Raw genomic sequence first — 15,320 nt, 5'->3', positions numbered from 1 at the left:
GTCCACTACTCCTGTGCGCACGTGAAACACCGTGCGCACAGGGGTTTCGCGCAGGGAGGCGCCAGCCCAACCGCCGCGGTATCGGGCCCCGGACACGACCGTGCCGGCGAGTGAGTCACTCGCCGGCACAGTCGGGTTCGACGATCTTCTACACCCCCGCGATCGCCTCCAGCGGCTTGGTGCGGGCCGCGCGGATGCCGGGCCAGAGTGCGGCGAGGACGCCGACGAAGCCGGATCCGACGAGCATCGCGACGACCTGCCCCCACGGCACGGCGATGGTGCCGAGACCCTCGTCGGCGAGGGTGCGGACGAAGCCCCAGCCGAACGCGAGGCCGAGCAGGACACCGACGGCGGCACCGAACACCGCGATGAGCACGGACTCGAGGTAGATGGTGCGACGCACCTGCGGCCGCTGCATGCCGACGGCGCGGAGCATGCCGATCTCGCGGCGCCGCTCGACCACCGACAGGGCGAGGGTGTTGACGATGCCGAGGATCGCGATCACCACTGCCAGCGCGAGCAGGCCGTACAGGACCGCCAGCAGCGTGTTGATCTGCTGCCCCTGCTCGCCCTTGAACTCGTCACGGTCCTTGACCTGCACCACCAGGAACTGGTCGGTGGCGTCCTCGAGGTCGCCGCGCAGCGCGGCGACGTCGGTGCCTGGGGCGGCCTGGACGAGAACCGCCAGGTCGGCGCGCAGTATCGCGGGAACGAGTTCCTCGTACACGCTCTCCGAGGTGAACCACTGACCGAGCAGCTGGTTGTCGGCGAGGATGCCGGTGACCTGCGCGGTGACCGCCGTGCCGTCCCGGTTGGTCATGGTGACCGGTGAACCGATGCTCCAGCCCTTCTCCGCCGCGAACGACTCCGACACGACCACGACCGCGCCGTCGAGCGCTGCGCTGCCCTCGCGAAGTTCGTAGTCGATGACGCCGTCGAGCTGCCCACCGATGGCGGTGCCGTACTCGTCCTCGCCGTCGATGGTGACGGGCAGCGGATGCAGCGCCACCGCCGATTCGACTCCGGGGACCGCGGCGACCGCAGCGGCCGCCCCGACCGGGACGCCGATCTGTTGCGGCCCGGTGAGGATGTAGTCGGCGGTCACTCCGCTGTCGACGAGGTCGTCGACACTCGCCTTCGCCGACGACCCGAACACTCCGATGACGGTGACGAGCATCAGTCCGAGCGTCAGCGCGAACGCCGTCGCGGCGGTGCGGCGAGGGTTGCGAACGGCATTGGTGCGGGCGAGCTTTCCGACTGCGCCGAAGGGTCGCGCGAAGATCGCGCCCAGGGCGCCGACCACCGGCCGGGACAGTGCCGGCGCGGCGAGGAGCACCGCGAGGATCAGCGCGGCGGCTCCGATCCCGACGGTCGCGGCCGCGCCGCCGCCGGTGCCCTGGGATCCGGCCACCAGCAACACGATTCCGATGACACCGAACACCGCACCGACGAGCGTGCGCACCCGCAGCGAGTCACCCGTCGCGGCGTGTTCCTCGCGCATCGCGGCGACCGGCGGGATCTTCGCCGCGCGCCGTGCCGGTGCGTAGGCACTGACGACGGTGACGGCCACGCCGATGACCACCGCGACGACGACGGTGCGGGGAGCCAGTTGCAGTGAACCGGACGGCAATCCGACGTCGAAGGCGTTGAGCATCGCCCGCAGGCCGTAGGCGAGCGCGACACCGGCGGCGATGCCGATCACACTGCCGAGGACACCGACCACCAGCGCCTCGGTGACCACCGAGCGCCCGACCTGGCCACGGCTGGCTCCGACGGCGCGCAGCAACGCCAGTTCCTTGAGCCGCTGCGCGACGATCATCGAGAAGGTGTTGTAGATGATGAACGTGCCGACCAGCAGGGCGATCGCGCCGAACGCGAGCAGGAAGTAGTTCATGAACTTCAGCGCGGACGTGACCTCGGCCTTGACGTCCTCGCGTACCTCGTCGCCGGTCTGCACCTTCGCGTCGGGCAGTGCGGTGGCGATCTCGTCGCGCAGTTGGTCCGGGGTCAGGCTGCCGTCACCGGCCACGTCGACGTAGTCCACGTGCTCGCCGTCGGTGAACAGTTCGGTGGCCTGGTCCGCGGTGAACAGCGCGCCGACGAAACCGCCCGTGTCCGTGGACACGTCGTAGATCCCGGACACAGTCACGTCGAGCACGCCGTGGGCGGGCACGAGCACCTGGGTGGTGTCGCCGACCGTGAGGCCGGCCCGCTTCGCGCCCCCTTCGTTGAGGGCGATCTGCCCCGACGCGGTCGGCGGGGCGCCCGCGACGAACGTCTCCGGCTCGCCGAGCGCCTGCTCCGGCGGAATGAAGGACGAGCCGACGCTGGGTGCGCCGCCGGTCTGCACCGGGGTCTTGTCGGCGCCGAGCAGGACGATCTGCCCCTCGACGGCGGGCACCACGGCCCGGACCCCGGGAAGCGCGCGGACGGTCTCGGCGTCGCTCAGCGGAACACCGATCGACCCCTCCTCGGGGGGCGAGACCCGGGCGTCGACGCCCTTCGCGGCGTCCTCGAACAACCCGTTGAAGGTGCGCTGCAGGGTGTCGGTGAACACGAACGACCCGGTGACGAACGCGGTGCCGAGCACCACCGCGAGCACCGTCAGGGCGAGCCGGACCTTGTGGGCGGCGAGATTGCGCAGGGAGACCTTGCGCATCGGGTTCTTTGCCACGGTCGCCACGGCTCAGCCCCGAACCTGCACGCGAGCGTCGAGACCCTTCATGCGGTCGAGCACCGTGTCGGCGGTCGGCTCACGCAGTTCGTCGACGATCTGGCCGTCCGCGAGGAACACGACGCGGTCCGCGTAGCCGGCCGCGCGGGGGTCGTGGGTGACGATGACGACCGTCTGCCCGAACTCGTCGACCGCCGCCCGCAGGATCGACAGCACCTCTCCCGACGAGTGCGAGTCGAGGTTGCCGGTCGGCTCGTCGCCGAAGATGATCTCGGGCTGCCCGGCGAGGGCCCGCGCACACGCGACACGCTGCTGCTGCCCGCCGGACAGCTCGCTCGGGCGGTGGTCGAGGCGGTCGGTCAGTCCGAGCCGGGTGAGCACGGAGTCCAGCCACACCTGGTTGACGCGGCGGCCGGCGATGTCGAGCGGCAGGGTGATGTTCTCCAGCGCGGTCAGCGTCGGCACCAGGTTGAACGCCTGGAACACGAAACCGATCCGGTCGCGGCGCAGCGCCGTCATCTGCTTGTCCGAGAGCCCGGTGAGGTCGGTGTCCCCGATCAGCACCGACCCCGACGTCGCGGAGTCCAGTCCGGCGAGGCAGTGCATGAGGGTGCTCTTGCCCGACCCGGACGGCCCCATGATGGCGGTGAACTCGCCGCGGGCGAAGTCCACGCTGACACCGCCCAGGGCGGTGACGGTGGTCTCGCCGGAGCCGTACGTCTTGGTCAGGTCGACGGCCCGGGCTGCGACTGCCTCGGGACTCGGGTCGGGTGCGGCGTGCGCGCTCATGACGGCCTTTCCTGCGGGTCCGGTGGGAGCCGGACCGACCGGTCCGACCCGTCCATCCTTACCGGCGGGGCCGACAGCCGCCATCAGGGACCACCCTGATCTTGTCCCCCACCCACCGGCGGGCCGGAACCGAACCGGATGTGTCGCCGCCGCCCAGTAGGCTCGGGTCCATGCGCATCGGAGCCCACGTACGTCAGGACGACGACCCGATCGGCGCCGGTGAGGCACTCGGCGCCGACGTCGTGCAGCTGTTCCTCACGGATCCGCAGAAGTGGAACAAGCTGACGCCGCACCCGAAGGCCGAGCAGATCCTGCAGTCCCCCATCGACATCGTCGTGCACTCGTCGTACGTGATCAACGTGGCGTCGCTGAACAACCGGATCCGCATCCCGTCCCGCAAGGCCGTCACCGACCAGGCCAAGGCCGCCGCTGACCTGGGTGCGATCGGACTCGTCGTGCACGGCGGGCACGTCCGCGACGGCGAGGACCAGGCCGAGGGATTCACCAACTGGCGCAAGCTGTTCGAACGCGAAGCCGAGAAGGGCGGCTTCCCGCTGCCGATCCTGATCGAGAACACCGCGGGCGGGGACGCGGCGATGGCCCGGCACTTCGACGACATCGCCCGACTCTGGGACGAGGTCGGCGACTTCGGGGCGGGCTTCTGCCTCGACACCTGCCACGCGTGGGCCGGCGGCGAGGACCTCGTCGGTGTCGTGGAGCGGGTCAAGGCGATCACCGGCCGCATCGACCTCGTGCACCTGAACAACTCCCGCGACGAGTTCAACTCGGCCCGCGACCGGCACGCGAACCTCGCCGACGGCACCATCGATCCGGCGGTGCTCGCCGAGGTCGTGCGCACAGCGCAGGCCCCGGTGATTCTCGAGACCCCGGCCGACGGCATCGCCGAGGACCTCGCGTACCTGCGCGACGCGGTCGGGTGAACATGTCGCTACCGGGGTTCGCCCCCGGCGGTGGTTCGAGTCGGCAAGTGGATTCGCTGCTCGATGCCCTCACCGACCAGGGTGCACCCTGGTGGGCGGTGCCGATCGCGATGATCGTCGGCGTCCTGCTCGGCGTCTTCGCCGTCCGCCGCGGTCGCCCGGCACCCACGCCCGTCACGGCACCGGCCGACCCACAGGTCCGGGCCATCTACGTCCGGTTCCTCGCAGCCACCGACACCGCCCACAACAGCATCGTCGACGTCGACGGGGACGTCCTCGCCGAGGCCGACCTCGAACAGGCACTCGAGTCGGACGATCCGAAACTACGTGCCCTGGCGCGGTCGATCGTCGACCTCGACGCGATGGTCAACGAGCTGCGCCTACTCGCGCCCGCCCCGGTCGTCGACTCGGCCGTCGACTTCTTCCGCTTCGTCACCGACTCCACCATCGACGGCGTCCACGACTGCGACGACTTCCGCGTCCGCTACAACGCCCACAAGTCCGCGTTCGTCGACGCGGTCCGGGACGCGCACGGCGAGCGCCGGCTCAGTTCCCGCTGACCCGGGCTCACCGCGCCGTCACCGGCTCCTGCGCGCGAACCAGATCGGTGTACACGCCACCGGCGTCGAGCAGGTCCGTGTGCGTGCCCTGCTCGACGATCCGTCCACCGTCGAGGACCACGATCAGGTCCGCGTCGCGAATCGTGCTGAGGCGGTGCGCGATCACGATGCGGGTCTGTTCGAGCCCGGCGAGGTTCGCGGTCACGGCCGCCTCGGTCATCGCGTCGAGGGCGCTCGTCGCCTCGTCGAGCAGCAGAATGCGCGGACCGGGGAGCACCGCCTGGGCGATCGCGAGTCGTTGCCGCTGTCCGCCGGACAGTCCGCCGCCGTCGCGGAGCATCGTCCCGTATCCCATCGGCATGGCGTCGATCTCGCTGTCGAGGCATGCGACGCGCGCGGCGGCGGCGATGTCACCCGGATCCGCGTCGGGGCGGCACAGTGCGATGTTGTCGGCGATGCTGCCGGTGTGGAGGGGGCAGTCCTGGGTCACCACCCCGAACTGCGCGCGCAGCGACCGCACCTCCACGGTGGCGGCGTCCACGCCGTCGTAGTGCACGCTCCCCTCGCTCGGTGGGACGAGGCCGAGCAGGAGCCGCGACAGGGTGCTCTTGCCGGATCCGGACCGTCCGACCAGGGCCACGGTGGCACCGGCGGGGATGTCGAGGTCGAGGCCGCGCAGCACCCACGGCGCGCGGGTGTCGTACCGGAACCCGAGCCCGCGCACGGTGATCGCGCCGCGCAGCGACGGCGCCGGGCGGACCGCGGCACCGTCCTGCTCGGGCGCGGCGGTGAGGATGTCGCCGAGGCGACGCAGGTGGGCACCGGCGACCTGGAGTCGCTGCAGCGTCCCGACGAGCGATCCGACCGGGGCGAGCGCGGCCAACGCGATTCCGTTGAGCGCGATCAGGTTTCCGAGGGAACGCGTTCCCTCCATCACCTGCAGGGCGCCGACGGCGATCAGCACTGCGGGCGCGGCGACGCGCAGCGTCTGCAGCGCGGCGTCGAGTCGGCCCTGCAGCCGGCCACTGACGGCGGCGGCACCGACCGCTTCCTCGAACAGCGCGGACCACCGGGCCGCGACCGCGGGTTCGGCGCTCGACGCCTTCACCGACTCGATGCCCCCGACCGCCTCGATCAGCCTGCCCTCGGCGGCCGCGGCCGTCGCCAGTTCCCGATATCCCGCTTCGGTGACGCGGCGCGCGGTCGCGGCGAGGAGCACCACCTGTACGAGCGCGAACAGGCAGACCCCGACCCCGACGGTCGGCGACCACCACAGCAGGACCACGAGATAGCCGACGGCGATCGGCGCGTCGAGGATCGCCGCGAGCACCGGACCCGTGACCAGTTCGCGCACCGCGCCCGCGGAGGTGACCCGCGCGACCACGTCCGCCGTCCCCCGCCGGGTGAAGTACGACAGCGGAAGCCGGAGCAGCCGTTCGACGACCGTCGTGGTCAGGTCCCGGTCGACGCCCGTGCGCAGCCGCACCAGCAGCGCACTGCGGGCCAGCCCGGTCGCGAACTGCGCGACCACGGCCACCGCGATGACGGCGGCCACGGTCCACCACAGCGTCGGATCGGCCGTCGGGACGACCCGGTCGACGAGCACACCGGAGGTCAGCGGCAGCGCCATGCCGACGGCCTGCAACACGATCGACGCCAGGACCACCTGAGCGATCACGCGCCGGTGCGGGCGCAGCGCGACCGCGGCCTCCGCGCGCCACGGCGAGCGCCGTGTCCGCTTGCGGGGCGCCACCGCGCCGCGATCGAATTCGACGGCCACCCCGGAGTAGTCGGCGTCGAACTCGCTGTGGGTGAGGCGTCGGCGACCGCGAGCCGGGTCCACGATGTGCACCGCCCGCGAGGAGACCCGTTCGACGACGACGAAGTGATTGCCGGTCCAGTGCGCCACCGCGGGCAGCCGCACCGCCCCGGCGCGCACACCCTCCGCGGGCACACCCAGCCCACGGGCCCCCAGCCCGTACTCGCGGGCCGTCTGGACCAGTGCGAGCGCGGTGGCGCCGTCTCGGCCCGCGCCCATCGCGTCGGCCACCTCGGCGACGGACCGCCGGTGCCCGTGATGGCCGAGGATCATCGTCAGGCACGCGGCACCGCAATCCGTCAGACCGTCCTGCGTGACGACGCGGACCGTCACGACGGCACCGCGCCGTCGATGCTCACGGTGGTTCCCGTGGGCTCGGTGGGGGTCTTGTCGGCCGCGCCCCAGAACCACTCGATCCTGGCGTCCCGCCGGCGCTGCGCGACCCACCGGTCGAACGCGATGTCCGCCAACTGCCGGTCCGCGCGGGGTCCCGGTGTGCTGGGAAAGGTCGCGAGCACCTGCGTCACCACCCAGCCGTCCGGGTCCGCGGTCGGGCCGAGCACCGTGCCCGGCTGGGCGCGCCCGACGCTGTCGGCGGCGACCTCGACGAACTCGGTGCCGGTGACGGCCGTCGACACCGCGAACGCACCGGCGGCCGCCGCGGCGAACTCGCCGACGGCGTCGGAGCCGGGGCGTGTCCGGACCAGGGTGACGAAGGAGTCCGCGAAGGTCCGCTCCGTGAACCGGACGCGCACGACCCGCGCCCGGTCGAGCAGGGACGGATCGAGACGCTGCTCGGCGAGGATCCGCTGCTTGAGTTCCGCGACGGCCGCTTCCCGCTCGACCAGGTCCTCGAGCGCCTCGTGGCTCAGCGCCCGCTCCCGCATCCACTCCCTGGTCGCCTCCGGGGTGAGCAGGCCGCGGGCGCGACGGAATGCGTCCATCGCCTCCTGCAGCCTGCCCGCATCGAGGAGCACCGGGTTCTCGGCGAGTTCCTGCCTGACCAGGCACACCGTGATCAGCCGGTCCAGCAGGTCCGTCCGTTCCCACAACACGTCCAGGTGCGCCATCGCCTCCTCGATGGCGAGCGGTTCCCCGTTGACCCGCAGCAGCATCGACTCCGCGGTGCGCTGGCTGCCGCGCAGCGACCACGGCACCGCGGACGCCGGCGTCCACGACAACGTGGTGGTGCCGACGCCCGGTTCGGTGATCAGCATGCCGAAGTGCACGGAGTCGTCGACGGATTCGCGGTGCCGCAGCAACCGCAGCCGGCTGCGCGGATGCGCGGCACGCAACGGGTCCAGCGCGCGATCGGCCGAGTTCGGGTCGAGGTCACGCAGCACGCTCAGGGCGTCGGTGAGCAGGGACGGTGGCGTCATGGCTGGGCTCCGATCACGGGTCGCGGCAGGTGCCGGTCGGCGCCGGACCGCAACAGGTCGGCCAGCGCCGCGGAGATGGGCAAGCCGGTGGCGTCCTCGATCCACAGCCACTGGCCGGACGGGTTGATCTCGAGGAACACGTAGCGGCCGTCGGGGGTGACGATCAGGTCGATCGCGCCGTAGCGCAGGCCGAGTTCGGCGACCAGCCGCAGGCAGCGGCGCTCGACGTCGACGGGCAGGGAGTGCACTCCGTACCGGGTGGTGGACTGGTCGTAGCACCGCCAGTCGAGACGGGTGTGATTGCTGTCCTGACTGTGGATCTCGGCGGCGAACACCGCACCGCCGACCACCGTGACCCGCAACTCGACCCGCTTGTCGACGTAGGCCTGCGCGATCACCGGGCACAGCCGCAGGGCGTCGGCGGCTGCGACGTCGACCGTCGTCGCCGTCTCGGCCATCCGCGCGTAGCTCTCGTCGCCCCGGACCAGCCAGGACCGCTGCAACGGCTTGGTGATCACCCGGCCCTCGTGCCCGTCCCAGAAGTCGAGGAACTCGTCGGGGTCGGTGGTGACCAGCGTCGGTGGGAGCTCGAAGCCCAGCCGGCCGGCGAGCCGCAGCTGGGTCTGCTTACGTCCGGCGAGCCGGATGTCGGCTCGGGTGCCGGGCACGGCGAGGGCGTCGAGGTCGTCCCACAGTGCGCCCGCGAACAGCTCGCACTCCTGCTCGACGTACTCGCGCACCGCCGGATCCGTCACCTCGGCGTGCGCGCGCGGATCCTGCGGTCGGCGGAACCACACCGCGTCCACGGTGTCCAGGTCGACGCGGTCGGTGCCGCGGCCCAGGGTCCGGCGGGCGGCACCCGTCGGCGTCAGGTGCAGGGACAGCGTTGCCGCCGAGGGGAACTCGGCGGGATCGAAGACGGTGACACGGGTCCCGGTCCGCTCCAGGTGCCGCGTCACCGCGGCGGCGTGGGTGTCACCGGGCTGGGTCAGCACCAGGACGTGGGGTGTCGGCATGGTGGCTCCTGAGGTTCTGGCCGGTGGGCACCGGGGTGCCGCCGTGCGGCGGCACCCCGTGACCCCCCGACGGGTGCCGGATCAGAAGTCGGCGTCGGTTCCGGTCCAGCCGTCGACGACGTCGATCACCTTGCTGGAGCGACCGCTGTCGCGCATGCCGCCCGACACGGACGCCAGCTGCGCCTCGTTCAGCTCGGCGCCGGCCGCGGTGATCTCGGTGATGGTGGTGTTGCGCATGTCTGCTCTCCTTCGTTTCCGTGCGTCGGTCCGTCCGACACGAGAACAGTGCCGGGCACCGGTTGGAATCGACTGGCAGCCCGCTGCACCCGACTTGCAGAACGCTGGTAAGTCACTGGCAAGCGGGAATCTATGCTGATGCGATGCCCGAACCGACCGTGCCGACGACGACGCCGCCGCCATCGGTGTACCTGCAGGTTCTCGGACCTGTGCGGGTTCTCGTCGGCGATACCGACGTCTCGATCGGCGGTCCGGTGCCGCGGGCGCTGCTGTCGCGGCTGGCGATCGTGGCGGGGGAAACCGTCACCGACGACGCCCTCATCGACGACCTGTGGGGTGACGCGCCGCCGCGCACCGCCAAGCTCACGCTGCAGGGCTACGTCGCACGGATGCGCAAGGTCCTCGATCCGCACCGTCCGGGAGCCCGCTCGCGGATACTCGTCCGGCGGGGCAACGGCTACGCCCTCGAACCCGACGCCACCGACTGGCAGCAGTTCGTCTCCCTCACCGCGACCGGCCGGGCGCTGCTCGCCGCCGGGGACGCCGAGGCCGCCGCCGCGGCACTCGACGGCGCCCTCGACCACTGGCTCGGCGACGCCTACGCGGACGTGACGGAATCCGACGCGGTCGCGATCGAGGCCCGCCGACTCGACACCCTGCGACTCGACGCCGTCGAGGACCGGATGGAAGCCGGGCTCGGTCTGGGTGAGTTCGGTTCCGTCGCAGCACAACTCGACTCGTTCACCCGACGCCATCCGCTGCGGGAACGCGCGTGGGAGCTCCTCGCCCGCGCGCACTACCTCGCGGGCCGCCCCGGGGAGGCACTGGACGCACTGCGCCGCGCGCGGACCGTGCTCGCCGAGGAACTGGGCACCGACCCGCGGCCGAGCCTGCTCGCGCTGCAGACCGCGATTCTCGAACACGACGACGCGCTGGTGTCGGTGTCCACCGTGCGTCCCGCGGCGGCCGCGTCCCAGGCCCCGACCGGGGAGGGGACGGGCGCACCGGATCCCTTCGCGCACAACATTCCTCTCGCGCTGACCTCATTGGTGGGTCGGGCGGGTCAACTCGAGGACCTGACCGAACTGCTGCGGACGTACCGGCTGGTCACGCTCACCGGGTCCGGCGGGATGGGCAAGACCCGCCTCGCGCTCGAACTGGCGCGGGGCCGCACCGACCCCGACGGTCCCTGGCTCGTCGAGCTGGCCGGCGCCCGCGACGCCGACCAGGTGACGGACGCCCTGTGCACCGCACTCGGCCTCACCGTCTCCGGCGGCGTCGACGGTGTCACGGAGGTCCTGCGCGGGCGCACGACGCTGCTGGTCCTCGACAACTGCGAACAGGTCGTCGAGCCGGTCGCCGGGGTGGTGACCGCGCTCCTGAGCCGGTGCCCCTCGATCCGGATCGTCGCCACGAGCCGCGAGGCCCTCTTCGCCGCAGGTGAATTCGTCTACGAGGTGCCACCCCTGTCCGGCGGCGAGGACGTCGAGCTGTTCGTCGAACGGGCGGCCGCCCAGCTCGGCAGCTTCGCTCCCGACGACCAGGAACGGGACCTGCTGACCAGGCTGTGCGCCGAACTGGACGGCATGCCGCTCGCCATCGAACTGGCCGCCGCCCAGTGCCGGACGCTGTCGGTGCGGCAACTGATCGCGCACGTCGACGACCGTTTCGCGTTACTGCGCGGCGGGCCGCGCACCACCGCCCGGCACACCACGATGCTCGCGGCGGTCGAGTGGTCCTATCAGACACTGACCGAACCCGAGCAGCGTCTGTTCCAGTCCCTGGCCGTGTTCGAGGGCGGATTCGAGTTCGACGCGGCCCGCGAGGTGGTCGGCGACGCCGACCTGCTCGCGAATCTCGCTTCCCTGGTGGACAAGTCGCTCGTCTCGGTGATCGGAGGCGATCCGCGCCGGTACCGGATGCTCGAGACGATGCGCGACTACGCGGCGCGGGTGCGGGACCCGGAACTGACCGCGCAGCTGCGCCGCGCCCACACCCGCTGGGTGTGCGACCTCGCCGACGCGGCATTCCTCGGCCTGCGCGGCCCGGACAGCTCCCGGTGGATGCACCGAATGGAGCTGGACATCGCCAATGTCCGTGCCGCACTGGACCACAACGCCGACGATGCCGAGACCTACCTGCGGATCGCCGGCGGCGTGTACTGGTACTGGTACCGCGGCGGCCATGTCGCCGAGGCGATCAGGTGGTTGGCACCGGCGATGCCGCCGCACGACGGTCGGGTGAGCCCGGCCGGGCTTCCGGTCCTCGCCCGCGCCGTCGCCGGCGCCGTCGTCATCCACTACCTCGCCGGCGACCTGCCCGGTGTGTTCACGGCATTCGGCCTGCTCACCGAGCTCGCCGTGCAGGTCACCGAGCCGGTGAGCAGGGCCGACGCGGAGACCACGCTGGCGTTCTTCGAGGCCGGGTCCGGGCTGATCGAGCAGGCCCGCGCGCACGCCCGGGCCTCGCTCGACTTCGGTGTCCGCTCCGGCCACCCGTTCACTGCCGCCGAGGCCCTGATGTGCCTGGGTACCGCCGACTTTCGGGCCGGCGACCTGGACGACGCCAGCGCGCACCTCGACGAGTCGGTCGCCGTCGCGAACGGGTGTGGCTACAGCTGGTGCGAGGCGTCGTCGCTGTGGATCGGCGCCAAGGTGGACCTCGCCCGCGACGGGCGGGGCGGAACGGCGGAGGCGAAGCTCGCCCGGATGGTCCGCGTCTGCGAGGACAGCGCGGACGTCACCTCGTGGCTGGTCGCGCTCGCCACCCTCGCGTACGCCGCGTTCCGGCGCGGCGATCACGAGACCGCCGCGGTGCTGACGGGTGTCGTCGACAGCCGCGGAGCCGCCATCGGCTACCGTCCCGCCGCGATGGATCCCGTCGACCTCGCCCGCTACGACGCCGAACTACGGGCCGGCGTCGCCGGCCCGGTCCTCGAATCCGGTCGTGCCGCGGGCGCGGCGATGACCCGGGCACAGGTGTCCGAGCTGGTCACCACCGCGACCCGCGACCTGACTCAGTAACGGTCGCGCTTGGGCTTGCGTTCGAACTTGCCCTGGCGCGGGCCGCGCTGGTCGCCACCGCCGTCGCGCGGTCCGCCCTCGCGGCGCGGGCGCTGCCCGGGCGGGCCCTGGTCCGGGGTGAGCTGGATCAGCACACCGGAGATACGGGTGCTGCGCAGCGCCTCGAGGGTCTCGCTCGCCAGATCGGCGGGCAGTTCGACGAGGCTGTGGTCGGGCCGGATGCTGATGTGCCCGAAATCGCTGCGACGCAGCCCGCCCTCGTTCGCGATCGCACCGACGATGGCACCCGGAACCACGCGGTGCCGCTTGCCGACGGCGATCCGGTAAGTCGCCATCTCCTGTCCGTTGCGCCCGACCTTCGGGCCCTCGTCGTCGAAGCGGCGCGGGGGCCGCTCCCGCGGTTCGCGTTCCTTGCGCGGCGGCGCCGGCGGTTCGGGTGCCATCAGGAACGCCTCACCGTCGCGGGACTGCACGGCCAGCGCCGCGGCGATGTCCGCGAGCGGCACGTCGTGCTCGCGTTCGTAGTCCTCGATCAACCGGCGAAACAGCGCGATGTTCTCCGAGTTCAGCGATTCGGTGATCGAGTCGCCGAACTTCGCGACGCGCTGCGCGTTGACGTCCTCGACGGTCGGCAGCTGGATCTCCGTCAGCGGCTGCCGCGTCGCCCGCTCGATCGACTTGAGCAGGTGCCGTTCCCGCGGCGCGACGAACAGCAGCGCATCACCGGAACGCCCGGCACGGCCCGTGCGGCCGATGCGGTGCACGTACGACTCGGTGTCGTGCGGGATGTCGTAGTTCACGACGTGCGAGATGCGCTCCACGTCGAGACCGCGGGCGGCGACGTCGGTGGCGACGAGGATGTCGAGGGCGCCGGACTTGAGCTGGCCGATGGTCCGCTCGCGCTGCGCCTGCACGATGTCGCCGTTGATCGCGGCGGCCGAGAAGCCGCGTGCGCGAAGGCGTTCCGCGAGGTCCTCGGTGGCCTGCTTGGTGCGGACGAAGATGATCATCGCCTCGAACGACTCGACCTCGAGGATCCGGGTCAACGCGTCGAGCTTGCGCTGGTGCGCGACCTGCACCCAGCGCTGGGTGATGTTCGTGGCGGTCGAGGTCTTGCCCTTGACCGTGATCTCGACCGGGTCGTGCAGGTACTGCTTGGAGATCTTGCGGATCGCCGGGGGCATCGTCGCCGAGAACAGCGCGACCTGCTTGTACTCCGGGGTCTCCGCGAGAATCTTCTCGACGTCCTCCTGGAACCCCATCTTCAGCATCTCGTCGGCCTCGTCGAGCACCAGGTAGTCCAGGTGCGAGAGGTCGAGGGTGCCCTTCTCGAGATGGTCGATGACGCGGCCCGGGGTGCCGACGATGATCTGCGCGCCGCGCCGCAGGCCCGACAGCTGCACCCCGTACGCCTGGCCGCCGTAGATCGGCAGCACCTGGAGGCCGGGGATGTGCGCAGAGTACTTGCCGAACGCCTCGGCGACCTGCAGCGCCAGTTCACGGGTCGGCGCCAGCACCAGCGCCTGCGGACGCTTCTGCTCGGTGTCGATGCGGGAGAGGATCGGCACCGCGAACGCCGCGGTCTTGCCGGTGCCGGTCTGCGCCAGACCGACGACGTCGCTGCCCGCCATCAGCGGCGGGATGGTGGCCGCCTGAATCGGCGACGGGGACTCGTATCCGACGTCGTGCAGTGCCCGCAGCACCCGATCGTCGATGCCGAGATCGGCAAATGTGGTGCTGTCGGTTTCCGGCTCGGGGTACTGCTCGGTGTCACTCATTTCACCTGGAGTTTAACGTCTCGTGCCCCCGCCCGCCGATTCGCGTCCCGACGTGCCCGCGCGAACACCGCGGGACCCGCCACACCGATCACCGCCGCCGCGCCGAGCCCGAGTGCGGTCTCCCCCACTCGTTCGAGCAGACGCGACTGCGCGACCGCGAGATCGGAGTAGCCGAGCAGCAGGATCACGAAGAACGTGGTGAACAGTGGCAGCAGGTAGAACCGGCTGCCGTGGATGCCCGCAGCCAGCCCGATGACGACCGGGAAGACGAGGCAGTACACCTGCTGGGGCGGGTCGAGGTACACCAGCGAGGTGGCCAGTGCGGCGCCGGCGACGACCGAGACGAAGCGTCCGGTGGTGCGCCACCACTGCAGCTGCGGGTCGGGACGCATCACCAGCAGGGCCGCCGCGCACGCCCACCCGACGTGGTCGAGGTCGAGAGCGAAACCGATGGCCGCCGTGACCACACCGACGGCGCCGAGCAGGTATCCGTAGCCGGCCGGCGGAGCGGGCTGTCGCGGCCGGTCGGCTCCCGGTGTGCTCGGCAGGAGGAGTGACAGCAGCCAGACCACGGCCGACCCGGCCGTGAACAGGCCCGTGAGCCGAAGGGTGGTGTCGATCCCGTCGAAGCTCAGTCCGATACCGACCATCGGCAGGACGAGGGCTGTCGTCAGCGTGCCGAGTCGTGCCCAGCGAGGGACGCGGGCCAACCGGACCGACCCCACCGCCAACGCGAAGATCGTGACGAGGGCCAGGACCGGGGTCGAGGAGACCAGCGAGCCCAGCATCATCGACAGGCCGAGCAGCGGACCCGCCACCAGCAGCACGACGCGGTGACGCCGCCGCGACGGGATGCCGACGGCGGCGGCCGGCAGAACACCGAGGGTCGCGGCCGCGCCCGCCTGCACGTCCGTCGCGGTGAGCACGGCGGCCGGGACCGCCGCGACGGCGGTGATCGCCGCGGGAGCCCAACTCCACGCCACCAGTTTCGCCACTCGCACACCCCCGGGGACAGGTCGATCGTCGGCCGCGACCTCACATCTCTGATCGGAACCTAGTGCGCGGCCAACCGGTCCGCACAGTGCACAATCCAGAAGGTATCCA

The 15,320-nt window shown here is 71.6% G+C and carries 11 protein-coding genes; 3 read left to right on the top strand and 8 right to left on the bottom strand.

Features of this window, described 5'->3' with window-relative positions; genetic code table 11:
* Positions 1-148: 148 nt before the first annotated feature.
* Both ACFYVR_RS10145 and ACFYVR_RS10140 read right to left on the bottom strand, forming a co-directional pair.
* Positions 149-2,659: an ABC transporter permease gene (locus ACFYVR_RS10145; RefSeq protein ID WP_387472703.1), complete on the bottom strand. Its 2,511-nt coding sequence runs from the start codon at positions 2,657-2,659 to the stop codon at positions 149-151.
* A gap of 27 nt (positions 2,660-2,686) precedes the next feature.
* Positions 2,687-3,463: an ABC transporter ATP-binding protein gene (locus tag ACFYVR_RS10140; protein ID WP_387472327.1), complete on the bottom strand. Its 777-nt coding sequence runs from the start codon at positions 3,461-3,463 to the stop codon at positions 2,687-2,689.
* A 170-nt stretch (positions 3,464-3,633) separates the two neighbouring features.
* Between ACFYVR_RS10140 and ACFYVR_RS10135 the strand changes: the two genes are divergently transcribed.
* Both ACFYVR_RS10135 and ACFYVR_RS10130 read left to right on the top strand, forming a co-directional pair.
* Positions 3,634-4,404, top strand: a complete 771-nt coding sequence (locus ACFYVR_RS10135; protein ID WP_387472325.1) for a deoxyribonuclease IV — start codon at positions 3,634-3,636, stop codon at positions 4,402-4,404.
* 47 nt (positions 4,405-4,451) lie between these two features.
* On the top strand, positions 4,452-4,964 hold the full coding sequence (locus ACFYVR_RS10130; protein ID WP_387472323.1) for a hypothetical protein: 513 nt from the start codon (positions 4,452-4,454) through the stop codon (positions 4,962-4,964).
* Positions 4,965-4,971: 7 nt separating this feature from the next.
* Here the strand turns inward: ACFYVR_RS10130 and ACFYVR_RS10125 are convergent, their stop codons facing one another.
* From ACFYVR_RS10125 to ACFYVR_RS10110, 4 genes are all read right to left on the bottom strand, one after another.
* Positions 4,972-7,116 (bottom strand): peptidase domain-containing ABC transporter, encoded by a 2,145-nt coding sequence (locus tag ACFYVR_RS10125; RefSeq protein WP_387472321.1) that lies wholly within the window; start codon positions 7,114-7,116, stop codon positions 4,972-4,974.
* Positions 7,113-8,162, bottom strand: coding sequence for a TIGR04500 family putative peptide maturation system protein (locus ACFYVR_RS10120; RefSeq protein WP_387472319.1), 1,050 nt, complete (start codon positions 8,160-8,162; stop codon positions 7,113-7,115). The genes ACFYVR_RS10125 and ACFYVR_RS10120 overlap by 4 nt, the downstream gene beginning before the upstream one ends.
* Entirely contained in the window at positions 8,159-9,178 is a 1,020-nt protein-coding gene (locus ACFYVR_RS10115) for an MvdC/MvdD family ATP grasp protein (protein WP_387472317.1), read from the bottom strand. The genes ACFYVR_RS10120 and ACFYVR_RS10115 overlap by 4 nt, the downstream gene beginning before the upstream one ends.
* 81 nt (positions 9,179-9,259) lie before the next feature.
* Entirely contained in the window at positions 9,260-9,415 is a 156-nt protein-coding gene (locus ACFYVR_RS10110) for a putative ATP-grasp target RiPP (protein ID WP_387472315.1), read from the bottom strand.
* 143 nt (positions 9,416-9,558) lie between these two features.
* On the opposite strand from ACFYVR_RS10110, the gene ACFYVR_RS10105 reads away from it, so the two are divergent.
* Positions 9,559-12,438 carry a BTAD domain-containing putative transcriptional regulator gene (locus ACFYVR_RS10105; RefSeq protein WP_387472313.1) on the top strand — a complete coding sequence of 960 codons (2,880 nt, stop codon included), beginning with the start codon at positions 9,559-9,561 and terminating at the stop codon, positions 12,436-12,438.
* On the opposite strand, the gene ACFYVR_RS10100 is transcribed toward ACFYVR_RS10105, so the two are convergent.
* Both ACFYVR_RS10100 and ACFYVR_RS10095 read right to left on the bottom strand, forming a co-directional pair.
* Complete coding sequence (locus tag ACFYVR_RS10100; protein WP_387472310.1) at positions 12,432-14,216, bottom strand: DEAD/DEAH box helicase; 1,785 nt, start codon at positions 14,214-14,216, stop codon at positions 12,432-12,434. The genes ACFYVR_RS10105 and ACFYVR_RS10100 overlap by 7 nt on opposite strands.
* Positions 14,213-15,211, bottom strand: coding sequence for an FUSC family protein (locus ACFYVR_RS10095; protein WP_387472308.1), 999 nt, complete (start codon positions 15,209-15,211; stop codon positions 14,213-14,215). The genes ACFYVR_RS10100 and ACFYVR_RS10095 overlap by 4 nt, the downstream gene beginning before the upstream one ends.
* Between the last annotated feature and the right edge of the window lie 109 nt (positions 15,212-15,320).

The sequence above is a fragment of the Rhodococcus sp. NPDC003318 genome (assembly GCF_042879035.1).
Classification (GTDB): Bacteria; Actinomycetota; Actinomycetes; order Mycobacteriales; family Mycobacteriaceae; genus Rhodococcus_G.
The sequence above is the reverse complement of the archived record's forward strand: the minus strand, read 5'-3'. Positions and strand labels throughout refer to the sequence as shown.